This window comes from Streptomyces sp. NPDC093591, from assembly GCF_044764885.1.
GTDB lineage: Bacteria > Actinomycetota > Actinomycetes > Streptomycetales > Streptomycetaceae > Streptomyces.
This window is the reverse complement of sequence record NZ_JBIWIY010000011.1, coordinates 65,123-87,254: the sequence shown is the minus strand read 5'-3', so window position 1 is coordinate 87,254 and position 22,132 is coordinate 65,123. Positions and strand designations below refer to the sequence as shown.

The 22,132-nt window shown below is 72.2% G+C and carries 20 protein-coding genes and 1 riboswitch; of the genes, 10 read left to right on the top strand and 10 right to left on the bottom strand.

Annotated elements, in window-relative coordinates:
- Window position 1 precedes the first annotated feature (1 nt).
- The 4 genes from ACIREI_RS23765 (at window position 2) to ACIREI_RS23750 (ending at window position 3,804) form a co-directional block, all read left to right on the top strand.
- Window positions 2–604, top strand: a complete 603-nt coding sequence (locus ACIREI_RS23765; protein WP_403336156.1) for an RNA polymerase sigma factor — start codon at window positions 2–4, stop codon at window positions 602–604.
- Window positions 591–1,568: a hypothetical protein gene (locus ACIREI_RS23760; protein ID WP_403336153.1), complete on the top strand. Its 978-nt coding sequence runs from the start codon at window positions 591–593 to the stop codon at window positions 1,566–1,568. The genes ACIREI_RS23765 and ACIREI_RS23760 overlap by 14 nt, the downstream gene beginning before the upstream one ends.
- Window positions 1,569–2,307: 739 nt before the next feature.
- The gene (locus tag ACIREI_RS23755) at window positions 2,308–2,943 is read left to right on the top strand and encodes a hypothetical protein (protein ID WP_403336151.1); all 636 of its coding nucleotides are present in this window, start codon (window positions 2,308–2,310) and stop codon (window positions 2,941–2,943) included.
- A gap of 171 nt (window positions 2,944–3,114) precedes the next feature.
- Window positions 3,115–3,804: a hypothetical protein gene (locus ACIREI_RS23750; RefSeq protein ID WP_403336149.1), complete on the top strand. Its 690-nt coding sequence runs from the start codon at window positions 3,115–3,117 to the stop codon at window positions 3,802–3,804.
- A 24-nt stretch (window positions 3,805–3,828) separates the two neighbouring features.
- Here ACIREI_RS23750 and ACIREI_RS23745 read toward each other — a convergent pair whose 3' ends face one another.
- Window positions 3,829–5,277, bottom strand: coding sequence for a glycine hydroxymethyltransferase (locus ACIREI_RS23745; RefSeq protein WP_403336146.1), 1,449 nt, complete (start codon window positions 5,275–5,277; stop codon window positions 3,829–3,831).
- A 31-nt stretch (window positions 5,278–5,308) separates the two neighbouring features.
- Window positions 5,309–5,405, bottom strand: a riboswitch (ZMP/ZTP riboswitch).
- 162 nt (window positions 5,406–5,567) lie between these two features.
- Here ACIREI_RS23745 and rocD point away from each other — a divergent pair.
- Complete coding sequence (rocD, locus tag ACIREI_RS23740) at window positions 5,568–6,782, top strand: ornithine--oxo-acid transaminase (RefSeq protein WP_403336143.1); 1,215 nt, start codon at window positions 5,568–5,570, stop codon at window positions 6,780–6,782.
- Window positions 6,783–7,086: 304 nt separating this feature from the next.
- On the opposite strand, the gene ACIREI_RS23735 is transcribed toward rocD, so the two are convergent.
- Both ACIREI_RS23735 and ACIREI_RS23730 read right to left on the bottom strand, forming a co-directional pair.
- Window positions 7,087–8,271, bottom strand: a complete 1,185-nt coding sequence (locus tag ACIREI_RS23735; protein ID WP_403336140.1) for a glutathionylspermidine synthase family protein — start codon at window positions 8,269–8,271, stop codon at window positions 7,087–7,089.
- Between the two features lie 61 nt (window positions 8,272–8,332).
- The gene (locus tag ACIREI_RS23730; RefSeq protein ID WP_403336137.1) at window positions 8,333–8,695 is read right to left on the bottom strand and encodes a hypothetical protein; all 363 of its coding nucleotides are present in this window, start codon (window positions 8,693–8,695) and stop codon (window positions 8,333–8,335) included.
- Between the two features lie 128 nt (window positions 8,696–8,823).
- Between ACIREI_RS23730 and ACIREI_RS23725 the strand changes: the two genes are divergently transcribed.
- On the top strand, window positions 8,824–9,702 hold the full coding sequence (locus ACIREI_RS23725; RefSeq protein ID WP_403336740.1) for a hypothetical protein: 879 nt from the start codon (window positions 8,824–8,826) through the stop codon (window positions 9,700–9,702).
- 25 nt (window positions 9,703–9,727) lie between these two features.
- Here ACIREI_RS23725 and ACIREI_RS23720 read toward each other — a convergent pair whose 3' ends face one another.
- Window positions 9,728–11,305 (bottom strand): aminotransferase class I/II-fold pyridoxal phosphate-dependent enzyme, encoded by a 1,578-nt coding sequence (locus tag ACIREI_RS23720; protein ID WP_403336134.1) that lies wholly within the window; start codon window positions 11,303–11,305, stop codon window positions 9,728–9,730.
- Between the two features lie 47 nt (window positions 11,306–11,352).
- On the opposite strand from ACIREI_RS23720, the gene ACIREI_RS23715 reads away from it, so the two are divergent.
- The 3 genes from ACIREI_RS23715 to ACIREI_RS23705 are packed head-to-tail and all read left to right on the top strand — an operon-like array spanning window position 11,353 to window position 13,054.
- Window positions 11,353–11,859 (top strand): carboxymuconolactone decarboxylase family protein, encoded by a 507-nt coding sequence (locus ACIREI_RS23715; RefSeq protein WP_403336131.1) that lies wholly within the window; start codon window positions 11,353–11,355, stop codon window positions 11,857–11,859.
- Window positions 11,856–12,317 carry a carboxymuconolactone decarboxylase family protein gene (locus tag ACIREI_RS23710; protein ID WP_403336129.1) on the top strand — a complete coding sequence of 154 codons (462 nt, stop codon included), beginning with the start codon at window positions 11,856–11,858 and terminating at the stop codon, window positions 12,315–12,317. The genes ACIREI_RS23715 and ACIREI_RS23710 overlap by 4 nt, the downstream gene beginning before the upstream one ends.
- Window positions 12,314–13,054, top strand: coding sequence for an isocitrate lyase/phosphoenolpyruvate mutase family protein (locus tag ACIREI_RS23705; protein ID WP_403336126.1), 741 nt, complete (start codon window positions 12,314–12,316; stop codon window positions 13,052–13,054). The genes ACIREI_RS23710 and ACIREI_RS23705 overlap by 4 nt, the downstream gene beginning before the upstream one ends.
- 24 nt (window positions 13,055–13,078) lie before the next feature.
- Here the strand turns inward: ACIREI_RS23705 and ACIREI_RS23700 are convergent, their stop codons facing one another.
- The 6 genes from ACIREI_RS23700 to ACIREI_RS23675 form a co-directional block, all read right to left on the bottom strand.
- Window positions 13,079–14,050 (bottom strand): ABC transporter substrate-binding protein, encoded by a 972-nt coding sequence (locus ACIREI_RS23700; RefSeq protein WP_403336124.1) that lies wholly within the window; start codon window positions 14,048–14,050, stop codon window positions 13,079–13,081.
- Window position 14,051: 1 nt separating this feature from the next.
- Window positions 14,052–16,001: an ABC transporter permease gene (locus ACIREI_RS23695; protein ID WP_403336121.1), complete on the bottom strand. Its 1,950-nt coding sequence runs from the start codon at window positions 15,999–16,001 to the stop codon at window positions 14,052–14,054.
- Window positions 16,001–17,131: a glycine betaine/L-proline ABC transporter ATP-binding protein gene (locus ACIREI_RS23690; protein ID WP_403336118.1), complete on the bottom strand. Its 1,131-nt coding sequence runs from the start codon at window positions 17,129–17,131 to the stop codon at window positions 16,001–16,003. Before ACIREI_RS23690 ends, ACIREI_RS23695 begins: the two co-directional genes overlap by 1 nt.
- Window positions 17,131–18,660, bottom strand: coding sequence for a GMC family oxidoreductase (locus tag ACIREI_RS23685; protein ID WP_403336115.1), 1,530 nt, complete (start codon window positions 18,658–18,660; stop codon window positions 17,131–17,133). The genes ACIREI_RS23690 and ACIREI_RS23685 overlap by 1 nt, the downstream gene beginning before the upstream one ends.
- Before the next feature lie 76 nt (window positions 18,661–18,736).
- Window positions 18,737–20,263: an aldehyde dehydrogenase family protein gene (locus ACIREI_RS23680; RefSeq protein WP_403336112.1), complete on the bottom strand. Its 1,527-nt coding sequence runs from the start codon at window positions 20,261–20,263 to the stop codon at window positions 18,737–18,739.
- A 224-nt stretch (window positions 20,264–20,487) separates the two neighbouring features.
- Window positions 20,488–21,048 (bottom strand): DinB family protein, encoded by a 561-nt coding sequence (locus tag ACIREI_RS23675; RefSeq protein WP_403336110.1) that lies wholly within the window; start codon window positions 21,046–21,048, stop codon window positions 20,488–20,490.
- 102 nt (window positions 21,049–21,150) lie between these two features.
- Between ACIREI_RS23675 and ACIREI_RS23670 the strand changes: the two genes are divergently transcribed.
- Window positions 21,151–22,131 (top strand): helix-turn-helix transcriptional regulator, encoded by a 981-nt coding sequence (locus ACIREI_RS23670; protein ID WP_403336107.1) that lies wholly within the window; start codon window positions 21,151–21,153, stop codon window positions 22,129–22,131.
- Window position 22,132: the final 1 nt, after the last annotated feature.

The window sequence follows — 22,132 nt, the reverse complement described above, 5'->3', positions numbered from 1 at the left end:
TGTGAAAACGCGGGAGGGGGGCCGCATCGTCGATGAGGCCGCGGTGATCGCACGCGTACGCGCCGGGGAGCCGGAGGCGTATGCGCAGCTGGTGCGGGCCCATACGGGCATCGCGCTCAGAGCGGCCGCCGCGCTCGGGGCGGGTGCGGACGCGGAGGATGTGGTGCAGCAGGCCTTCGTCAAGGCGTACTGCACGCTGGGCCGGTTCAAGGACGGCGCGGCGTTCAAGCCATGGCTGTTGGCGATCGTCGCCAATGAGACGAGGAACACAGTCCGTACGGCAGCGCGCCAGCGCACGCTCGCCGGGCGTGAGGCGGCCTTGGCGGAGGCCGAACCGCTGATACCGGAATCGGCGGACCCGGCCGCGGCCGCACTGCGGATAGAGCGCCGTGCCGCGCTGCAGGCCGCCCTGGAAAAGCTGAGCGAGGAGCACCGCCTGGTCGTCACCTACCGCTATCTCCTGGAGATGGACGAGTCCGAGACGGCCCAGGCGCTGGGCTGGCCCAGAGGGACGGTGAAATCCCGGCTGAACCGCGCGCTGCGGAAGCTGGGGCGCCTCCTGCCGGATTTTCAGCCTCAGGAAGGGGGTGATGAGCGTGAGTGACGGACGGAAGTCGTACGACGGTGAAGGGCCGGGGGCGTACGAGGGTGAGGGAGGGCGCGCGCAGGGGCCTGACGGCACCGCGGCCGGCGGAGGCACCGGTGACCGCGGTCGGCGTGCGGACGCGACCCGACTGCCGGAGGAGTTGCGGGCGCTCGGGCGTTCCCTGGATGCGCCGGGTGCGGCGGACGGCACCGAGACGATGGTCGAGCGGGTGCTGGGGCAGCTGCTCGCCGAGCACGTGCCGGTTCCGGTGGCCGAGCCGCCGGGTGCCGCCGAGCGGCTGCGGGCGGTGCGGCGGTGGACGCGGCTGCGGTGGCGCTCGCTGACGGCGGCGCTGTGCGGCCTGCTGACGGTGCTGGTGCTCACGCCCCCGGTGCGGGCGGCGGTCCTCGACTGGTTCGACTTCGCCGGTGTAGAGGTGCGGTACGACCCGTCGGCGGTGCCCTCCCCCGGTGCCGAGGTGCCAGGCTGCGGCCACTCGGTGTCGCTCGCGCAGGCCGAGCGCCGGGCCGGGTTCGCGCCGCTCGTGCCGACGGAGCTCGGCGTACCGGACGCGGTCGCGGTGGCAGGTGAGCCGCGGGGACGGTTCGTGGTGAGCCTGTGCTGGCGTGAGGACGGGCGCACGATACGGCTGGACGAGCGGCGCGCGAGCCTGGACATCGGCTTCGCCAAGACCGTGCGCGAACCGCCGGAATGGATCGCCCTGGACACCGAGCCCTCGGACAGCGGCACCCCAGCCCCGGCCCTGTGGTTCGCCCGACCACACCTGCTGACCTTCTGGCTGGTGGACGCCGACGGCAAGCCCTACACCCGCGAGGAGCGGACGGCAGGGGCAACACTGCTGTGGGCCCACAGGGGCGGGGGCGACACGGTGACGCTGCGGCTGGAAGGGGTGGCGTCGAAGGAGCGGGTGCTCGAGATCGCGCGGTCGGTGGAGGGGGCGTCCGAGGGGTTCTCGAAGTAGGGGTCCGGAGGGGGCGGTCCGGGGCGGGGCAGGGGCCAGATGGGGACCGGTCCGGGGGCAGTCGGGCTCGGTCGGGGTTGGTCCGGGTCGGTCAGGGTCGGTCCGGGTCAGTGCCGGTCCGGATGAGGGGCGGCCGGAGGCGCGGGCCTGTCCGGGGCCGGTCGGATGCGGGGCCGGGTCCAGATGGGGACCGGTCCGTTTGAGGGGCGGTCCCGATGAGAGCAGGCCGGAGGAGGCGGGCCCGTTCGGGGCCAGTCGGATACGGGGCCGGGTCCAGACAGGGACCGGTCCGCTTGAAGGGCGACCCCGATGAGGACGGGCCAGAGGAGGCGGGCCCGTTCGGGGCCAGTCCGAGGCGGGGCCGGCTCCAGACAGGGACCGGTCCGGATGGGGGCGGTCCAGATGAGGACGGTCCAGATGAGGACGGTCCGGAAATAGTCGGGCCGGGGTGGGAACCCAGGCGGGTCGGGCGGTGTACCAGAAGTGACATTGCGGCTCGGGGACGGGTCGCCGGGGATCGCTCGGCTTGGGGGTTCGGATGCGCGGACATGGGGTCGGCCGCTGGGGAGACCGATTGCGGGGGCGGAGGGCCGGCTGCTCGGGACGCCGGTCGCGCGGGCACTGGGCTGGTTGGAGGGGTGGGCGTCGTGAACTGGCGGCGCTGACAGGGGCGTTGGCGGCGGCTCTGGCCCTCCTGATGTGGGGTGCGCCGCCCGTGTCGGCCGGAGGACCGACGAGCGTGCTCCTGGTCTCACCGGAGAGCGTGGAAACGGCGTCGCTGTACTACTCCGACGAGGAGTACGGGGAGCTGGAGCAGCTGCTCGGCGCACCAGGCACGGGCACACGTGACAAGCCGCCCGAGGCGGGCCTGACGGCAGCCCGCCAGATCAACGTGACCTGGATGCTGCACGACGTGACGCCCTGGCGCCTCGACCGTGTCTTCCCGGTCGACGACGGGAAGGACGTCTGGATTCACACGGCGGCGAACCTGGACCGGACGACGAACGGCACCTGGCATCGCGCCGATCACCCGACCCAGCTGCGCGCCCTGCTCAAGGAGCTGGGCCTGATGGGAAAGGCCTCAGCCGGGGGAAGCGCGGCGATCTACCCGCCGGCGTGGGAGGTGCACGGGACGGACGAGGGCGCGAAGGCCACGGCCGACGCTGCGGACAAGGCGACCGAGGGGTCCCCGGCCCAGGCGCCGGGGGCGGGGTCGGGGACGGGGACGGGGGACGGCACCGCCTGGTGGTGGGCTCTGCCGGGCGCGGCGGCCGGAGCGGTGCTTGCCCTGGTACTGCGCCCCTTCGCCGCGCGACTGCCACTGGACCGCCTGCGGCGCGAGCCGGGGCCGAGGCAGGAGCTGCGCGACGTATGAGGGCCGACCAGGAGGGCGGCCCCTGCGACAGGGCGAGTGAGGGCCGGCGTGGGGATCGATAGGGCTGAGAGACATGGAGGGGGACCGATGGTGGCACGAGGCGGAGCGCGGGCCAGAGGGCTGGCCCGCGGGCGGACCGGCGGGCGGACAGGAGGGAGGGAGGTACGGCTCATGCTGCTCGGCCCGGTCTCGGCCGCGCTGGCCCTGTGCGGCGGCACGGCGACGACCGCAGCGGCCGCGCCGACGGCGCAGGGCCGGGATGTCCCCGATGTGGCGATGGTCGTCGCGGGCGGCACGGGACGGACGACGGCGCTGCGCTCCGGCGAGCCCGCCTTCGCCCGCCTGTGGCAGCTGTTGCAGCCGACGTACGTCGGGACGGAGCGGGTGCCGCAGGACTGGGTCGAGGGACGTCATCCGCCGATGCGGATCACCGTGGTCTGGGGACTGACAGGGGTCGGAGGCTGGCCGCAGACGAACCGGCCTCCGGGAGGGGACGTGGCCGTCCAGCGGCAGGACCAGCTGTTCGTGACCGCGGACGGCACTCCCTGGGTGCGCTCGGATCTCGCACCTGAAGTGGAGGACGACGACATCCGCTGGCATCGGGCGCCGCGCTCCGTATTCGAGCGGCTGGATCTGGCGGGAGTGCTCGGTGGGACGGAGGACGGCCTGGCCGAGGCCGCTGCCGCCGGGGACCGGCCCGGCCCGGTGATGGGTGATGCGGGGTGGGCGGCGGCGGGGCTGGCCGTCGGGTTCGCGACCGGCGTCGGCGGCACGCTGCTGATACGCCGCGCGGCGGCCCGGCCGGGAGCCGGACCGCCGCGGGAGGAGCCACGACAGGAGTTGATCGACCTGGACCTGTGAGGCCCTTGGCGCATCGTGCGGCCGTCAGCCGAGGTCGATCTCCGGGTACAGCGGGAAGCCGGCCACGAGGTCGGTGGCGCGGTGGGAGATCTCGTCGGCGATCTTCGGGTCGAGGACGTGAGCGGCCTTGGAAGGGGCGCCCGACTTGGTCGTGCCGGCCTCGGTGGTGGTGAGGACGCGGTCGATGAGGGCGGCGACCTCGTCCATCTCAGCGGTGCCCAGGCCACGGGTGGTCAGGGCGGGGGTCCCGATGCGGATACCGGAGGTGTACCAGGCGCCGTTGGGGTCGGCCGGGATGGCGTTGCGGTTGGTGACGATGCCGGACTCGAGGAGCGCGGCCTCGGCCTGGCGGCCGGTGAGGCCGTAGGAGGAGGCGACGTCGATCAGGTTCAGGTGGTTGTCCGTACCGCCGGTCACGAGGGTCGCGCCCCGACGCATCAGACCCTCGGCCAGCGCCCGGGAGTTGTCGACGATGCGCTGCGCGTAGTCGCGGAAGGACTCCTGGCGGGCCTCGGCGAGGGCGACGGCCTTGGCGGCCATGACGTGCGGGAGCGGGCCGCCGAGGACCATCGGGCAGCCACGGTCGACCTGGTCCTTGAGGGAGTCGTCGCACAGGACCATGCCGCCGCGCGGGCCGCGCAGCGACTTGTGGGTGGTGGTGGTGACGATCTGGGCGTGCGGGACCGGGTCGAAGTCGCCGGTGAGGACCTTGCCGGCGACCAGACCGGCGAAGTGGGCCATGTCGACCATGAGCGTGGCGCCGACCTCGTCGGCGATCTCGCGCATGATCCGGAAGTTCACGAGACGGGGGTAGGCGGAGTAGCCGGCGACGATGATCAGCGGCTTGAACTCGCGGGCCGACACGCGCAGCGCCTCGTAGTCGATCAGGCCCGTGGCGGGGTCGGTGCCGTAGGAGCGCTGGTCGAACATCTTGCCGGAGATGTTGGGGCGGAAGCCGTGGGTGAGGTGGCCGCCGGCGTCCAGGGACATGCCGAGCATGCGCTGGTTGCCGAAGGCCTGGCGGAGCTCGGCCCAGTCGGCCTCGGTGAGGTCGTTGACCTGGCGGACGCCGGCCTTCTCCAGGGCGGGGGCCTCGACCCGGGCGGCGAGGACGGCCCAGAAGGCGACGAGGTTGGCGTCGATGCCGGAGTGGGGCTGGACGTAGGCGTGGCGGGCGCCGAAGAGCTCGCGGGCGTGCTCGGCGGCGAGGGACTCGACGGTGTCGACGTTGCGGCAGCCGGCGTAGAAGCGGCGGCCGACGGTGCCCTCGGCGTACTTGTCGCTGAACCAGTTGCCCATCGCGAGGAGGGTGGCCGGGGAGGCGTAGTTCTCGGAGGCGATCAGCTTGAGCATCTCGCGCTGGTCGGCGACCTCCTGGCCGATGGCGTCGGCCACGCGCGGCTCGACGGCGCGGATCACGTCGAGGGCGGCACGGAAGGCGGTGGACTCGGTGGAGAGGGGCTCGGCTGACATGGGGACCTCCGGACGTCGTGTGCAGCGATCACGGTACGGCCCAGGCGCACGGCACTCGGTCTGGACTCGGTCCAGGGGCCGCTCCCCGATGGTTGGTCCATCCCAGCGCGCCAGTCACGGCCCGCCGATCAGCTTACCGGGCGCGCCGATGCCGCATGGTCCCGCGTCCACCATGCGAGCAACGATAGGAAGGGGCCGCAAAGCACTCGTACGGCCGGAAATGGACAGTGGCCACGAGCCTCGTGACTGGCGGAGCGCGAGCCCTCGTGGCGGCGGAAACGGAGAGCCCCGTGAGTACGTCGAGCACCACCGAATCCCTGATCGCCGCGGTCGAGGCGCACAGCGCGCACACCTATCACCCGTTGCCGGTCGTGGTGGCGACGGCGGACGGGGCCTGGATGACGGATGTGGAGGGGCGGCGGTATCTGGATCTGCTGGCCGGGTATTCGGCGCTCAACTTCGGGCACGGCAACCGGCGGATCCTGGAGGCGGCGAAGGCTCAGCTGGAGCGGGTGACGCTGACGTCGCGGGCGTTTCATCACGACCGGTTCGCGGCGTTCTGCGAGCAGCTGGCCGAGCTGTGCGGGATGGAGATGGTGCTGCCGATGAACACGGGGGCGGAGGCCGTGGAGACGGCGGTGAAGACCGCCCGGAAGTGGGGGTACCGGGTCAAGGGCGTGCCGGGCGAGATGGCGAAGATCGTCGTGGCGGGCAACAACTTCCACGGCCGTACGACGACGATCATCAGCTTCTCCACCGACCCGGAGGCGCGGGCGGACTTCGGGCCGTACACGCCGGGGTTCGAGATCGTGCCGTACGGGGATCTGACGGCGATGCGGGAGGCGCTGACGGAGAACACGGTGGCCGTGTTGCTGGAGCCGATCCAGGGCGAGGCGGGGGTTCTCGTGCCGCCGGCCGGCTATCTGCCGGCGGTGCGGGAGCTGACGCGGGAGCGGAACGTACTGTTCGTGGCGGACGAGATCCAGTCGGGGCTGGGGCGCACGGGTCGTACCTTCGCCTGCGAGCACGAGGGGGTGGTGCCGGATGTGTATGTGCTCGGCAAGGCGCTCGGGGGCGGGATCGTGCCGGTGTCGGCGGTGGTGTCGTCGGCCGATGTGCTCGGGGTGTTCCGGCCCGGGGAGCACGGGTCGACGTTCGGCGGGAATCCGCTGGCCTGTGCGGTGGCGCTGGAGGTGATCGCGATGCTGCGGACGGGCGAGTTCCAGGCGCGGGCGGCGGAGCTCGGCGAGCATCTGCACCGGGAGCTGGGGCTGTTGGCCGGGACGGGGCGGGTGACCGCGGTGCGGGGGCGCGGTCTGTGGGCCGGGGTCGACATCGCCCGGGCGTACGGGTCGGGGCGGGAGGTGTCCGAGAAGCTGATGGACCGGGGTGTGCTGGTGAAGGACACCCATGGGCCGACGATCCGGATCGCGCCGCCGTTGGTGATCGGGAAGGAGGATCTGGACTGGGGGCTCGCGCAGTTGCGGGGCGTGCTCGGGATGTGAATCGGCTCGCGGCGCCGGGCGGTGTGTATGCGCCTGGCGTGACGAGAGGCCTGTTCGTCATGGGCGGAGCCCGCGTGGGGGCTGCGCCGGAGGGTGCGTGGTGGCGGGTGGGGGCCGCTGCTGACGGTGCTGGGCGAGCATCCGGAGCCGACGGGCGGGGCCGGTGTGTGCGCGAGGGGGGGCGTGGCGCTGTAAGAGCCTGTCGATGCGGTGGCCGGCCGGGGCTCCGGTCGCGCCACAGCCGGCGTGACGTCGGCCTCTGCCCGTACTCGGACGCACCCGACTCTCCTTCTGCGTACGGCCGTTACAGGATCACGTGCGGCAGGAAGCGGGCGTATTCGTCGGTGATCAGGCCGGACGACTCGCGGATACCGAGGCCGGCCGACTCGTTCTCGACGACCCAGGCGCCGAGGACGACGCGGTTGCCGTCGAAGTCGGGAAGGGGGGCCAACTGCTGGTAGCAGCAGGGTTCTTCGCGGACGACCGGGCCGGTGCCGGGTTCGTGGATCGTCACGCCCGCCCCCTCGCGGCCGAGGAGCGGCTTGGCGACGTAGCCCGTCGTGCTCGCCAGCTCCCTCGGTCCGTCGAGGTAGGAGGGGAGGAGGTTCGGGTGGTCCGGGTAGAGCTCCCAGAGGATGGCGAGGAGGGCCTTGTTGCTGAGGAGCATCTTCCAGGCCGGTTCGATCCAGAGGGTCGTACCGGTGCCGCCGCCGTTGTCGAGGGTGTCGAGGACATGGCCGGCGAAGCGGTCGGTGGTGAGCCACTCCCAGGGATAGAGCTTGAAGCAGCTGCGGATGAAGCGGAGTTGGGTGTCGACGAAGCGGCCGGAGAGGCGGTCCCAGCCGATCTCCTCCATGGAGATCCAGCCGGTGTCCAGTCCGGCCTGTTCCGCGGTCTCCTTCAGATAGGCGACCGTCATCAGGTCCTCGCCGAGTTCGTCGGCGGCGGAGTAGGCGAAGTAGAGAGGAGCACCGGGCGGGAGCAGGGCGGACTGTTTCTTCCAGGCGGCGATGAGGCGTTCGTGGAGGGAGTTCCACTGGTCGGCGCCGGGAAAGCGTTCCTCCATCCAGAACCACTGGGGCGAGGCGGCCTCGACCAGCGAGGTGGGGGTGTCGGCGTTGTACTCCAGGAGTTTCGCCGGGCCGGTGCCGTCGTAGCGGAGGTCGAAGCGGCCGTAGAGGGAAGGGAGTTCGGCGCGGCGGCGCCAGGCCTCGGCGACAGCCTCCGCGACGCGCGGGTCGGTGATGCCGAGGTCGGCGAAACGCCGCTCGGCGACGATGTGCTCGGCCGCCGTCAGGCACATGCCGTGCAGTTCCTCGACGACCTCCTCCAGCGCCTCGACCTCCGCCAGGGAGAACACGTAGTGGGCGCTCTCGTCCCAGTACGGGCGCAGGGAGTTGTCGGGGTAGCGGGTGAGGGGGTAGATGAGCCCTTGTTCCTCGACGGTCTGCTGCCAGCCGGGGCGGGGCTCGATCGTGCGGCGCTCCATGTGCGTGTCCTGCGGGTTCCTGCCGGTTTCCGGTTGCCTTCGTCTTTTCCTCGGGCCCTGCTCAGCCGCCGCTGCTGCCCGAGCCGGAGCAGCCGAAGCCGCCGCGGTCGACGGCCTCGCTGCGGCTGAAGGTGCCGTAGTCGGCGCGGCCGCCGTCGGTGTCGGCGTCGTAGTACCAGGCGGCGTCGCGACTGTTGCCGGAGCCGGTCTTCTTGCGGCCCTTGCTGTAGGAGGAGCCGGAGGTGGTGGAGCCGGACTTGCAGTTCTTGTCGGCGATGACCTTGTAGCCCTCGTAGGTGTAGCTGTCGCGGTCGACGCAGCGGCGGTCCGGTTCCGAGCCGCAGGACGTCAGGGCCGCGGCGATGACTCCCATGCCGCCGAGTACGACGGTGCTGGAGCGCAACCGACGTCGCGTTTCCGCCATGTGTGTCTCCCCCGATGATCCCGATGATCCGGTTGTTGTCCGGCGGACAGCCTAGAGATCGTCAAGAGTGCGGCTGTCGGCGGGCTGGCCTTCCGCCGCTCACCTACAGTCGCTTTGTGCCGGTTGGGATGGTGTGTGCACTGGGTGCGGCGGCCTGTTTCGGTACGGCCACCGTCCTGCAGGCGATGGCCGCGCGGGCGGCGAGCGCGCAGGGGGGTCGAGGCGGCGAGGCCGGGGTGTTGCTGCGGGCGCTGCGGCAGTGGCGGTATCTGGCCGGGCTGGCTCTGGACGGGCTGGGGTTCGTGTTGCAGGTCGTGGCGCTGCGGGCGCTTCCTCTCTACGCCGTCGCGGCGGCGTTGGCGTCCAGCCTCGCGGTGACGGCGGTGGTTTCGGCGCGGCTGCTGCGGGTGCGGTTGCGGCGGGGTGAGTGGGCCGCGGTGGGGGTGGTGTGTGCCGGGCTGGGGATGCTCGGGCTCGCCTCCGGCACGGAAGGGGATCTGGGCGGGTCGGACGCGCTGAGGTTCGCGATGCTCGGGGTGGCCGTGGGGGTGCTGGGAGTGGGGCTTGCGGGAGGGCGGCTGCCGGAGCGCGGGCGGGGTCTGGTGCTCGGGCTGGCGGCCGGGTTCGGGTTCGGGGTGGTGGAGGTGGCGGTACGGCTGATCGACTCCGTCGCGGTGTCGGAGCTGGTGGTGAATCCGGCGGCGTATGCGCTGCTGCTGGGGGGTGGGGCGGCGTTTCTGGCGCTGACGTCGGCGTTGCGGCGGGGGTCGGTGACGACGGCTACGGCGGCGATGGTGATCGGGGAGACGGTCGGGCCGGCGGTGGTGGGGGTGGTGTGGCTGGGGGACCGTACGCGGGAGGGGTTCGGCTGGCTGGCCGTGCTGGGTTTTGTGGTGGCGGTGGCGGGGGCGTTGGTGTTGGCGCGGTTCGGCGAGCTGCCGCAGGAATCCTCGCCTCCGGCCGGCCACGGGATTTCCCCGAGGCATTCCCGGAGGTCCGGGGCCTGACGGGTCCCCTGACGTTCCGTGAGGCTTACGGCAGAACCCGGCACAACGCCTCCAACGCTCCCGCCCACGCATGATCCGGTGGAGTCCCGTACCCCACGACCAGCGCGTCCAGTGGCTCGGTCGTGGCGGACAGGTGGCGGAAGTAGGTCAGGCCGTGGACGGCCAGGCCCTGCCAGGCCGCCGCCTGGACCACCGACTGTTCCGTACCGGGCGGGAGGCGCAGCAGGACGTGGAGGCCGGCCGCGATGCCGGTGACGTCGATGTGGGGAGCGTGGGTGGCCAGGGCCCGGACCAGCGCGTCCCGTCGGCGCCGGTAGCGCAGGCGGGCGGAGCGGACGTGGCGGTCGTAGGCGCCGGACGTGAGGAACTCCGCCAGGGTCAACTGGTCCGGCGCGCCGCAGGTGTCCACATGGCCCTTCGCTGCCGTCACCTCCTCGACCAGCGTCGGCGGCAGCACCATCCAGGCGAGCCGCAGGCCCGGGGCGAGGGACTTGCTGGCCGTGCCCAGGTAGACGACGTGGTCGGGGCCCAGGCCCTGGAGCGCGCCCACGGGCTGGCGGTCGTAGCGGAACTCGCCGTCGTAGTCGTCCTCCAGCACCAGGCCGCCGGTGCGCCGCGCCCAGTCCACCACCGCGGCCCGGCGGTCGCGGTGCAGGGCCACGCCCATCGGGAACTGGTGGGCAGGGGTGAGGAGGAGTGCCGACTGGTCCGTCAATCCCTCCGGGTTCGTGCCGAGTTCGTCGAACGGGAGGGGGGCCGTGGTCAGGCCCGCCGTCGTCAGTTGGTTCCAGTGCGGCGGCAGGCCGTACGACTCCACCGCCACCGTCTGCGCCCCGCGCGCCCGCAGCACCCTGCCGAGCAGGTGCAGGCCGTGCCCGAAACCGGCGCACACCACGATGCGCTCGGGGTCGGCGCGCACCCCCCGCGCGCGGGAGAGGTATCCGGCGAGGGCGGCGCGCAGTTCGGCGCGGCCGCGCGGGTCGCCGTAGCCGAGAGCCTCGTGCGGTGCGGCGAGGAAGGCGCGGCGGGCGGCCTTGAGCCACTCCGTGCGGGGGAAGGAGGCGAGGTCCGGGGAGCCGGGGACCAGGTCGTAGGCGGGCCGGGGGCGTTGCGCGCGGGGTGGGGCGGTGACGCGGGGTGGCAGGGGGGCATGGTGCCGGGCGGGGGCGGTTTGCGGAGGGGAGGCGCCCTGTGTGGTGGGCGCGCCCGGTCGGGAGGAGGCGCCACGTGTCGGGGGTGCGCCCGTCGGTGGGGGCGCCACGTGGCCGCCGGCGGACGGGAGCCCCCTGCCGTCGCCGCCCGCCGTGGTCACCGCGCCGGCGCCGCCCGACGGCATCACCGCCCGGTCCGCGACCCGCGTGCCCGACCCCTGCCGGGCCGTGAGCCAGCCCTCGGCGACCAGGTCGGCGTAGGCCTCGGCGACCGTGTTGCGGGCGATGCCGAGGTCGGCGGCGAGGGAGCGGGAGGACGGCAGACGGGTGCCCGGTGCGAGGCGACCGGTGCGGACCGCTTCGCGCAGGGCGTCGGTCAGGCCGCGCCGCAGGCCCGGCCCCGAGGGTTCCAGGTGGAGGTCGATGCCCAGAGTGGCCCAGGGTTTCCGCATGAAAGTGGACCATACTCCTGGGCTGCTTCGCTTCTAGGGTCGAGATCATGACGACGACCGCAACCACCACCGCAGTGCAGTACGCCCCCGAGAACCCCGCCCGCCTCAACTGGGCCCAGCACGCCCCCGACGTCTACAAGGCGATGATCCGGCTCGACGCGGCTGCCCGGAAGGGGCTCGAACCGAAGCTTTACGAGCTGGTCAAGATCCGCGCGTCGCAGATCAATCACTGCGCGTTCTGCCTGGACATGCACACCAAGGACGCCCTCGCGGCGGGCGAGAGCGTCGAGCGGATCGTGCAGCTCGGCGCGTGGGAGGAGTCCGCGCACTTCTACACCCCGAAGGAGCTCTCAGCGATCGAGCTGACGGAGGCCGTGACCGTACTGACGGACGGGTTCGTGCCGGACGAGGTGTACGACCGTGCCGCCGCGCACTTCGAGGAGGCCGAGCTGGCCCAGCTGATCGCCGCGATCACGGTGATCAACGCGTGGAACCGGTTCGGGGTGACCTGCCGTATGACCCCGGGGCACTACCAGCCGGGGCAGCACCAGTGACCCGTACGGCACCGGGGACCCGTACGACACTCCTCGACCGCGAGGTCGGGCAGGCCATGTCGGCCGTCAGCGCCGCCGCCAAGAAGGGGCTCGGCGACCCGGCTCTCGCCGAGCTGGTCGTGATCCGGGCCTCGCAGCTCAACCACTGCGCGTTCTGCCTCGACATGCATCTCGCCCTCGCCCGCGAGCACGGCGTGAGCGAGCGGCAGCTCGACCTGCTGGCCGCCTGGGAGGAGGCCGGGGACGTCTTCGGCGAGCGGGAGCGGGCCGCGCTCGCGTTGACCGAGGCCGTCACCGTTCTCACGGACGGGTTCGTGCCGGACGAGGTCTACGACCGTGCCGCCGCGCACTTCGACGACATCCGACTCGCCCATCTCGTCGGGCTGATCATCGCCATCAACAACTGGAACCGCGTGATGGTCGGCCGTCGCATTCCACCAGGGGGATACACCACATGACCAAGGTCGAAGCCTTCCGCTCGCTGCACCGACGCAAGGCGCCCGGCGACCCGCTCGTCCTGCCCGGCCCCTGGGACGCCGCAAGCGCCCGTGTCTTCGTCGAGGCCGGGTTCCCGGCGCTCGCCACCCCGAGTGCGGGCGTCGCCGCCTCGCTCGGGTACGAGGACGGGCAGACCCCGGCCGACGAGATGTTCGCGGCGGTCGCGCGGATCGTCCGGGCCGTCGACGTGCCGGTGTCGGCGGACATCGAGGGCGGGTACGGGATCGCGCCGAAGGAGCTGGTGGAGCGGCTGCTGGAGACGGGCGCCGTGGGGTGCAACCTGGAGGACTCCGAGGACGGGGCGCTCAAGGACCCGCGGGCGCACGCCGACTGGCTCGCCGAGGTACGGCACGCCGCCGCCGACCGGCTCTTCGTCAACGCCCGGATCGACACCTTCATCCGCCCACCCGGTTCCGCCGACCCCAAGCAGGCCGCGGAACAGGCGATCGAGCGGGCCGCGTGGTACGTCGCCGCGGGCGCCGACTGCGTGTATCCGATCGGCGCCCCCGTCGACGTACTGCCGCTGCTGCGCTCCGGGATCCAGGGGCCGGTCAATGTGCACGGCACCGTGACCGGGGGCGGCCCCTCGCCCACCGGACTCGGTGAACTAGGGGCCACCCGGATCACGTTCGGGCCGGGACTCCAGCGCAGCTCCGCCGAGGCGCTGCGCGAGATCGCGGCCGGTCTCACGAAGTGAGCGTCGGGACGGCCACGCCGTCCGTCAGGACAGCCACGCCTTCCACGTGGACTCGTGGCTGTCCACCCACTTCTTCGCCGCCTCCTCGGGCGACAGCTTCTGGTCGGCGATCATCAGGGAGACCTCGTTCTGGTCCTCGGTCGTCCACTTGAACTTCTTCAGCAGGGCCGCCGCCTCGCCGCCGGTCTTGGCGAAGTCCGCGTTGAGGTACTTCTGCAGCGGCGTGTGCGGATAGGCGCAGGCGACCTTCTTCGGGTCCGCGTCGCAGCCCTCCTTGTACGCGGGCAGCTTCACCTCGGTCATCGGGACCTTCTTGAACAGCCACTGCGGGGAGTACCAGTACGTCAGGAAGGGCTTCTTCGCCTTGGCGAACTGTTTGATCTGCGTGATCTGCGCGGCCTCCGAACCGGCGAACACCACCTGGTAGTTCAGGTCCAGGTTGTCCACCAGCGCCTTGTCGTTGGTGACATAGGACGGCGAGCCGTCCATCAGCTGGCCCTTGCCGCCGCTCTCCGCGGTGCGCATCTGATCCGCGTACTTGTTGAGGTTCTTCCAGTCGGTGACGTCCGGGTGGGCCTTGGCGAAGTACGTCGGGACGTACCAGCCGATGTGCCCGGTGACCCCGAGGTCGCCGCCGGGCACGATCGTCTTCTTGTCCTTGACGTACCGCTGCTCCTCCTCGGGGTGGCCCCAGTCCTCCATGAGCGCGTCGACGCGGCCCTGGCTGAGCGCGTCCCAGGCGGGGACCTCGTCGATCTGGACGGTGTCGACGCGGTAGCCGAGCTCGTGCTCCAGCAGATACTGGGCGACGGCCACGTTGGCCTGCGCGCCGACCCAGGACTGGACGGAGAGGGTCACGGTCTTGGTGCCCTGGGCGTTGGCGAAGGGCGAGGCCTGCTTGGTCATGTCGGCGGCGCCGCAGCCGGTGAGCAGCAGCAGCGAGGACGCCCCGGCCACTACGGCAGTCGTACGCATACGTCGGGTACGAAATCGCATGTCACGCTCCCTTCTTCGCGCGGCGTTCCGTCGGCTGGGTCACCCGGTCCAGCATCAGGCCCAGGCAGACGATCGCCGCGCCGGCCACCAGACCGGTCGCGAGGTCGCCCTGCGCGAGGCCGGCGACGACCTCGTAGCCGAGCGCGCCACCGCCGACCAGGCCGCCGATGATGACGACGGCGAGGACCAGGACCACGCCCTGGTTGACGGCGAGCAGCAACGCCGGGCGGGCGAGCGGGAGCTGGACCTGCCGCAGCTGCTGGGCGGGGGTCGCGCCGAGCGAGCGGGCCGACTCCAGGGCGGCCGGGTCGACCTGGCGCAGGCCCTGGGTGGTGATGCGGACGACGGCGGGCAGGGCGTAGACGACCGCTGCCGCGACGGCCGGGGCGCGGCCCACGCCGAACAGGGCCACCACCGGGATCAGGTACACGAACTGCGGCATCGTCTGGAAGACGTCCAGGACGGGCCGGAGCATCCGCTCGACTCGGTCGCTGCGCGCCGCCGCGATGCCGGTCGCGAAGCCCAGGACCAGGGTGACGGCGACGGCCGCCAGCACCTGGGAGAGGGTGTCGAGCGACGGCGTCCACACACCCAGGACGCCGATCGCGGCCATGGCGAGCACGGCGGTCAGCGCGGTGCGCCAGGTGCCGATCAGCCAGGCGAGGGCGGCGACGATCAGCAGCACCGACCACCAGGGCAGCCCCTGCAGGGTGTCGCGTACGGGGTCGAGGACCCAGGTGGTGAAGTGGGCCGCCCAGTCGGCGGTGCCGCCGATGACGGGGACGCCGGAGTAGAGGTGGTCGGTCATCCAGTCGACGGCGCGGTTGACCGGCTCGGCGATGTTCACGGCCCAGGCGTCGGGCCAGTCGAGGCGGCCCGCGAGACGGCCGGCGACAGCTACGGCCACGGCGGCGGCCAGGGCGTACAGCCAGCGTGCCCGGCCGTTCGGCTGCGGCTCGTCACCGAGCGCCGCCCCCGCCGCGCCGGTCACCCGGTCCAGTACGACGGCGAGCAGCACGATCGGGATACCGGCCGCGAGCGCGGCGCCGACGTCGACCGACCCCAGCGCCTGGTAGACGCGGTCACCGAGGCCGCCCGCGCCGATGACCGACGCGATGACCGCCATGGACAGCGCCATCATGATCGTCTGGTTGAGGCCGAGGAGGAGCTCCTTGCGGGCCAGCGGGATGCGGGCGGTCAGCAGGCGCTGCCGCGCGGTGGTGCCGAGCGACTCGACCGCCTCCAGCACCTCCTTGTCGGCGCCGCGCAGGCCAAGGGCGGTGAGGCGGGCCATCGGCGGGGCGGCGTAGACGACGGTGGCGAGGACGGCCGCGGGGACGCCCATGCCGAAGACCAGGACGACGGGGAGCAGGTAGGCGTACGCCGGGAGCACCTGCATGGTGTCCAGGACGGGGCGCAGGATCCGGTCCATACGGTCGGAGAGCCCGGCGGCGAGGCCCAGCAGCGCGCCCACGACGACCGAGGCGAGGACCGCCACGACCATGAGCGCGAGGGTCTGCATGGTCGGGATCCACATGCCGAGGAACCCGCAGGCCAGGAACGCGACACCGGTGCCGGCGGCGAGCTTCCAGCCCGCGACCCGCCAGGCGATCAGGGACGCGGCGGCGGTGACGCCGGCCCAGCCGGCCGCGAGCAGCACCAGGTACACGGCGCGCACCGAGAGCACGACCGCGTTGCTGATGTGCCCGAAGAAGTACACGAACAGCGGGTGGCTGTCCCGGTTGTCGATGATCCAGACGCTGGCCTTGGTGAGCGGCTCGGTGAAGTCGACGGTCAGCGCGGCGGGCCAGGTGCCGCTCGCCCAGCGGGCGTTGGCCAGCGGTACGAGGATCGCGGCGGCGAGGGCGAGCAGCAGGAGCTTGCGCAGGGCAGGGTGTTTGAGGACGCCGGGAACGGCGACGCGAGGGGCGGGGGTGGTGACGGTGGCCATCACGCCACCTCCTTGCTCATCTCTGCCCCCGCTACGGCACCCTGCCGCGCCCCCGCTGGGGAACTCGGCTCCGTCCCCGCCACGACGCCGAGAAGCCGTTCGTGGTCGACCACCCCCAGACACCGTGCCCCGTCCATGACCCGGGCCGGGGCCCCGGTACGCGCCACGGCCTCGATCGCCTCCGACACCGTCGCGTCCGGCGCGAGAGCCGGGCCGCTGCCGGTCTCGTCCGCCGAGGCGGCCCGCATGGCCGTACGCACGGTCATGACCTGCTCGCGCGGGACGTCCCGGACGAACTCACGGACGTAGTCGTCGGCCGGCGAGCCCACGATCTCCTCGGGGGTGCCCAGCTGGACGACGCGGCCGTCGCGCATGAGGGCGATGCGGTCGCCGAGCTTGAGCGCCTCACTCAGGTCATGGGTGATGAAGACCATCGTGCGGCCCTCCTCGCGGTGCAGGCGCACGACCTCCTCCTGCATGTCCCGCCGGATCAGCGGGTCGAGCGCGCTGAACGGCTCGTCGAAGAGCAGCACCTCCGGGTCCACCGCCAGCGCCCGGGCGAGGCCGACGCGCTGGCGCTGGCCACCGGACAGCTGGCCCGGCCTGCGGTGCTCCATGCCCTCCAGGCCGACCTTGGCGACGACCTCGGCGGCCCGCTCACGGCGCTCCGCCTTGCCGACGCCCTGGATCTCCAGGCCGTAGGCCACGTTGTCCAGGACCGTGCGGTGCGGCAGCAGGCCGAAGTGCTGGAAGACCATCGCGGCGCGGTGCCGGCGCAGTTCGCGCAGGCGGGTCTTGTCCATGGCGCGGACGTCCTCGCCGTCGATGGCGATGGTGCCCGCCGTCGGCTCGATCAGCCGGGTCAGACAGCGCACCAGTGTGGACTTGCCGGAGCCGGACAGGCCCATGACGACGAAGACCTCGCCCTTGCGGACGTCGAAGGAGACGTCCCGGACCGCCGCCGTGCAGCCGGTGCGGGCGCGCAGCTCGGCCGGTGCGAGCGTGGTCAGCTCCGGGTCGGCGGGGACGCGGTGCGCCTTCGGACCGAAGACCTTCCAGAGACCTTCGACAGAGAAGACAGGGGTGGCAGGGGTACCAGGAGTGGCAGGGGTAGCAGGGGCAGTACTCATCACGCCTCACCTCCAAGCAGGTCGACGGCCTTCTCCCCGACCATGAGCACCCCGATCATCGGGTTCACGGCGGTCATCGTCGGGAAGACGGAGGCGTCGGCGATCCGGATGCCGTCCAGGCCCCGGATCCTCAACTGCGGGTCAACTACGGCCAGTTCGTCGTCGGCGGCTCCCATACGGCAGGTGCCCGCCGGGTGGTACACGGTGTGCGCGACCTTGCGGGCGTACTCGCTCAGCTCCTCGTCGCCCGTGACGTCCGGGCCGGGGCACACCTCGCGCTTGAGCCAGCTCGCCAGCGGTTCGGTCGCGGCGATCTCGCGGGCGATGCGGATGCCGTCGACGAGGGTGCGGCCGTCGTAGTCGTCCTCGTCGGTGAAGTAGCGGAAGTCGAGCGCGGGCTTGACGGACGGGTCGGCGCTGGTCAGGTACAGCCGGCCGCGGCTCTTCGGCTTGGGGATGTTCGGGGTCATGGACACCCCGAACTCCGGCCGCTCGTAGCCCAGTCGCTCCGGGTTGTCCGTGAACGGGATCTGGTAGAAGTGGAACATCAGGTCGGGGCCCTGGTGTTCGGGGTCGCGCCGCACGAACAGCCCGGCATCCGAGTCCATCGCGGAGTTCTCGGGGATCGGTCCGTGGGTCTCCCAGACGATCACCGACTCGGGGTGGTCGAGGAGGTTCTCGCCGACGCCCGGCAGGTCGTGGACCACCGGTATGCCCAGCCGGGTGAGGTCCTCCTTGGGACCGATGCCGGAGTGCATCAGCAGGCGGGGCGAGTCGACGGCGCCGGCGCACAGGACGACCTCGTTGCGGGCCCGTATGAGCAGTTCCTCGCCGTCCTTGGTGCGCACGTGCACGCCCTCGGCGCGGGTGCCGTTCAGCTCCAGCTTGTACGCCCAGGTCTCCAGCCAGATGGTGAGGTTCTCGCGCTCGTCCATCACCGGGTGCAGATACGCCACCGACGCCGAGGAGCGCTTGTTGTCCTCGGGGTGGTAGGCGAGGTCGAAGAAGCCGACGCCCTCGGTGAAGGGCTGCTTGTTGAAGCCCTCGACGCGCGGGACGTCGAGCGCGCCCTGCGCCGCGTCGACGAAGTCGCGGGCGATGGCGTTCCGGTCCTGCTCGTCGACCGGGACGACGTTGTTCTTCAGCCGGGCGAAGTACGCCTCCATCGGCACCGCGCCCCACCCCTTGGCGCCGGCCGCCTCCCACTCGTCCCAGTCGGACGGCAGCGGCTTGAAGGCGATGAGGGTGTTGTGCGAGGAGCAGCCGCCGAGTACGCGGGCGCGGCTGTGCCGGATGTGCGAGTTGCCGCGGGGCTGCTCGGTGGTCGGGTAGTCGTAGTCCAGCTCGCCGCCGAGCAGGCCCATCCAGCGGCGCAGGGTCAGCACGTCGTCACGGCCGACGTCACTGGGGCCGCCCTCGATGACGGCGACGGTGACGTCGGGGTTCTCGGTGAGGCGGGAGGCGATGACGGAACCGGCCGTGCCGCCGCCGATCACGACGTAGTCGTAGACGGGGGTGTTCTGGGACATGTGGGGGTAGCTCCAGGGGACTTGCGAAGTCTTACGGGGTCAGGGGGACCGGGTCTTACGGCAGGGGGCCGGGAGGTCAGCCCGAGAACCAGCGAACCGGCTTCGGCGCCAGGTTCTGGTACACGTGCTTGCTCTCGCGGTACTCGGCGAGTCCGGCGGGGCCGAGCTCGCGGCCCACCCCGCTCTTGCCGAAGCCGCCCCACTCCGCCTGCGGGAGGTAGGGGTGGAAGTCGTTGATCCAGACGGTGCCGTGCCGCAGCCGTCCCGCGACCCGGCGGGCCCGCCCGGCGTCGGCGGTCCAGACGGCGCCCGCGAGGCCGTACTCGGTGTCGTTGGCGAGGGCGATCGCCTCGTCCTCGGTGCGGAAGGTCTCCACGGTGAGGACCGGGCCGAAGACCTCCTCCCGTACGACGCGCATCTCGCGGTGGCAGTGGTCGAGGACGGTCGGCTCGTAGAAGTAGCCGTTCTCCGGCCGCTCGGGCGACGGCTCGGGGCGCTTGCCGCCGGAGCGCAGCACCGCGCCCTCCTTGAGCGCGGAGTCGACGTACGCCTCGACCTTCGCGCGCTGCTGCTCGGAGACGAGCGGTCCGCACTCGACGCCGTCGGCGGTGCCGCGGCCGAGGCGGATCTTCTGGGCCCGGCGGGCGAGTTCGGCCACGAAACGGTCCCGGACCGACTCCTCGACGATGAGGCGCCCGCCCGCCGAGCAGACCTGGCCGCTGTGGATGAACGCGGCGTTGAGGGCCTGGTCGACGGCGGTGTCGAAGGCCTCGTCGGTGGCGCAGACGTCGGCGAAGACGACGTTGGGGTTCTTGCCGCCGAGTTCGAGGGCGACCTTCTTGACGCTGGGCGCGGCGGCCTGGGCCACCTTGGTGCCGCTGACCAGGCCGCCGGTGAAGGAGACGAGGTCGACGTCGGGGTGCTCGGCGAGCCGGGCGCCGACGGTGTGGCCGGGCCCGGTGACGATGTTGGCGACGCCGGCCGGCAGGCCCGCCTCGACGAGCAGCTCGATCAGCGCGATCGTCGTCAGCGGCGTGATCTCGCTCGGCTTGACGACGAAGGTGTTGCCGGCCGCGAGCGCGGGCGCGATCTTCCAACTGGCCTGGAGCAGGGGGTAGTTCCAGGGTGTGATCAGCGCGCACACGCCGACCGGCTCATGGACGACGACGCTGTGGATGTCGGGCGAACCCGCGTCGACGACCCGGCCCGGGGCCTCGGCGGCGACGAGGTCGGCGAAGTAGCGGAAGGCGTCGGCGACGCAGTCGATGTCGACCCGGCCCTCTTCGAGGGTCTTCCCGGCGTCGCGGCTCTCCAGCAGGCCGAGCTCCTCGCGGTCGCGCACCAGCAGGTCGGCGACGCGGCGCAGCAGGGCGGCACGCTCGGCGACGGGGGTGCGGGACCACTCGCCCTGGCCGCCGTCGAAGGCACGGTGGGCGGCCGCCACGGCCAGGTCGGTGTCCTTCTCGTCACCCTCCGCGACCACGGCGAAGGGCAGGGCGTCCGCGGGGTCGAGGATCTCGCGCGTCGCGCCGGTGACGGCTTCGCGCCACTCGCCGCCCGCGTGAATCGTCTGTCGCGCCTGTCGCGCCTGCTGTCCGGTCATGATCGGGGTTGCCTTCCGTTCCTGTTCGGTGCCCCTGAGTCACACAGGTGTCACTCACGAGGACCGTCAGCACCTGCCCTGGCGTTCGGATTGCATGCGCGATCGATGGCCGAAAGTGTGCTGTGTCACTGAACATGCGGGCAAACAGGAACGAAAAGGACGCCGAAGGCGGTGTAGAAGGGGTGGTGCCGACGGTGGTGCAAAGGCGGTCCCGAAAGGCGGTTTCAGAAGTCGGCCGGCGGATCCTCCCCCACCCGGCCGTCGATCGACTCCCGGATCATGTCGGCCTGCCCGACATGGCGGGCGTACTCCTCGACGAGATCGATCAGGACCCGCCGCACGCTGGGCGCCCGGCCGTCGGGCCAGGTGTGGCGGACCGGCTGATCCACTCCCCCCTCCGACAGCACCTGCCGCAGGTTCGTCCGGGAACGGGCCACCGCCTCCTCCCACAGCGCGTACAGCTGCTCGGGCGCGTCCCCCGCGGCCGACCGCCACTCCCAGTCGGGGTCGGCGTCCCAGTCCACCGCGTCCCACGGCGCGGGCAGCTCCACTCCGAGCAGGCGCCGGGTGAGGTACTCGTCCTCGACGAGGGCCAGATGCTTGAGCAGACCGCCCAGGGTGAGGGCGGAGGGCGCGAGCCGTGCGCCCAGGCCGGCGGCGTCCAGCCCCTCGCACTTCCAGGCGAAGGTCCGGCGCTGCCGCTCCAGGGAGCCGATCAGGGTGTCGACCTCGGAGCCGGCGACGGGCGGCTCGACGAGGACCGGCTCTTCGGTGTCGTAGGTCATGACGGGCAGACTAGGGTCGGTTCCGGTCGATCCACTTCCGGAATACGCGACGCCCCGGAACGCGCCGGGGATCAAAGTCACCAGTGCCGAGGACGAGCCGGGATGAGCCACGACGAAAGCCCCACCGCCCGCGCCCTCCTGCTCCTGGAACTCCTCCAGAACAACCCCGGCATCACCGCCGACCGCATGGCCACCCGCCTCGGCGTCTCCGAACGCGCCGCCCGGCGGTACGTGGGCATCCTGCGCGAGGCCGGCATCCCGGTCGAGTCCACCCGGGGCCCGTACGGCGGCTACCGCCTCGGCCGGGGGCTGCGCCTGCCGCCGCTGATGTTCACGCCGAACGAGGCGCTCGGCCTGGTCATGGCCGTACTGGACGGCCACCACGACGCGGCCGACCCGTCCGGACCGGTGGGCAGCGCGCTCGGCAAGCTCCTGCGCGCCCTGCCCGAACCGGTGGCACACCCGGCCGAGGCGGTCCGCAGGGTCAGTACCCGGGGCGGCCCCGGCGCCGCCTCGCGCCCCGACCCTGACACCACCGCCGCTCTCGTCCAGGCCGCGGCCGCACATCACCGTCTGCGCCTCGGCTACCGGCTGGGCTCGCGCGGCGAGCGCACCATGGAGGTCGATCCCTGGGCGGTCGTCGTCCACCACGGCCGCTGGTATCTGCTCTGCTGGTCGCACACGCGCGACGCGCGACGCGTCCTGCGCGTGGACCGGGTCACCACGGTGACAGCACTCCCCGAGACCTTCGTGCCACCGACGGATCCGCGCCCCGTCGAGACCCTTGAGGAGCACCTCTCCCAGGGCTGGACCCATGAGGTGGAGATCGTGATCGAGGCGCCCGCCGCGCTCGTGGCCGCGTGGCTGCCCCGCAGCCTCGGCCGCCCCGAGCCGATCGACGACGGCACCACGCGCCTCCTCGCCACCACCGACGAACCGGACTGGTACGCCGAACAGCTCACGGCGATCCGGGCCCCGTTCCGCGTCGTCGGACCACCGGAACTGCGGGAGGCGGTCCGCGCGCTCGGCCGGCGCCTCACGGAAGCGGCCGCAGGCATGGCCTCCGACGCGACCTTTGACTAAA

Excerpts from the sequence above, each read along its gene's own strand:
- ACIREI_RS23760 (WP_403336153.1), top strand. The coding sequence starts at position 591 with ATGAGCGTGAGTGACGGACGGAAGTCGTACGACGGTGAAGGGCCGGGG.
- ACIREI_RS23750 (WP_403336149.1), top strand. The coding sequence starts at position 3,115 with ATGCTGCTCGGCCCGGTCTCGGCCGCGCTGGCCCTGTGCGGCGGCACG.
- ACIREI_RS23745 (WP_403336146.1), bottom strand. The coding sequence starts at position 5,277 with ATGTCAGCCGAGCCCCTCTCCACCGAGTCCACCGCCTTCCGTGCCGCC.
- ACIREI_RS23735 (WP_403336140.1), bottom strand. The coding sequence starts at position 8,271 with ATGGAGCGCCGCACGATCGAGCCCCGCCCCGGCTGGCAGCAGACCGTC.
- ACIREI_RS23730 (WP_403336137.1), bottom strand. The coding sequence starts at position 8,695 with ATGGCGGAAACGCGACGTCGGTTGCGCTCCAGCACCGTCGTACTCGGC.
- ACIREI_RS23725 (WP_403336740.1), top strand. The coding sequence starts at position 8,824 with ATGGTGTGTGCACTGGGTGCGGCGGCCTGTTTCGGTACGGCCACCGTC.
- ACIREI_RS23720 (WP_403336134.1), bottom strand. The coding sequence starts at position 11,305 with ATGCGGAAACCCTGGGCCACTCTGGGCATCGACCTCCACCTGGAACCC.
- ACIREI_RS23715 (WP_403336131.1), top strand. The coding sequence starts at position 11,353 with ATGACGACGACCGCAACCACCACCGCAGTGCAGTACGCCCCCGAGAAC.
- ACIREI_RS23705 (WP_403336126.1), top strand. The coding sequence starts at position 12,314 with ATGACCAAGGTCGAAGCCTTCCGCTCGCTGCACCGACGCAAGGCGCCC.
- ACIREI_RS23700 (WP_403336124.1), bottom strand. The coding sequence starts at position 14,050 with ATGCGATTTCGTACCCGACGTATGCGTACGACTGCCGTAGTGGCCGGG.
- ACIREI_RS23695 (WP_403336121.1), bottom strand. The coding sequence starts at position 16,001 with ATGGCCACCGTCACCACCCCCGCCCCTCGCGTCGCCGTTCCCGGCGTC.
- ACIREI_RS23690 (WP_403336118.1), bottom strand. The coding sequence starts at position 17,131 with ATGAGTACTGCCCCTGCTACCCCTGCCACTCCTGGTACCCCTGCCACC.
- ACIREI_RS23685 (WP_403336115.1), bottom strand. The coding sequence starts at position 18,660 with ATGTCCCAGAACACCCCCGTCTACGACTACGTCGTGATCGGCGGCGGC.
- ACIREI_RS23680 (WP_403336112.1), bottom strand. The coding sequence starts at position 20,263 with ATGACCGGACAGCAGGCGCGACAGGCGCGACAGACGATTCACGCGGGC.
- ACIREI_RS23675 (WP_403336110.1), bottom strand. The coding sequence starts at position 21,048 with ATGACCTACGACACCGAAGAGCCGGTCCTCGTCGAGCCGCCCGTCGCC.
- ACIREI_RS23670 (WP_403336107.1), top strand. The coding sequence starts at position 21,151 with ATGAGCCACGACGAAAGCCCCACCGCCCGCGCCCTCCTGCTCCTGGAA.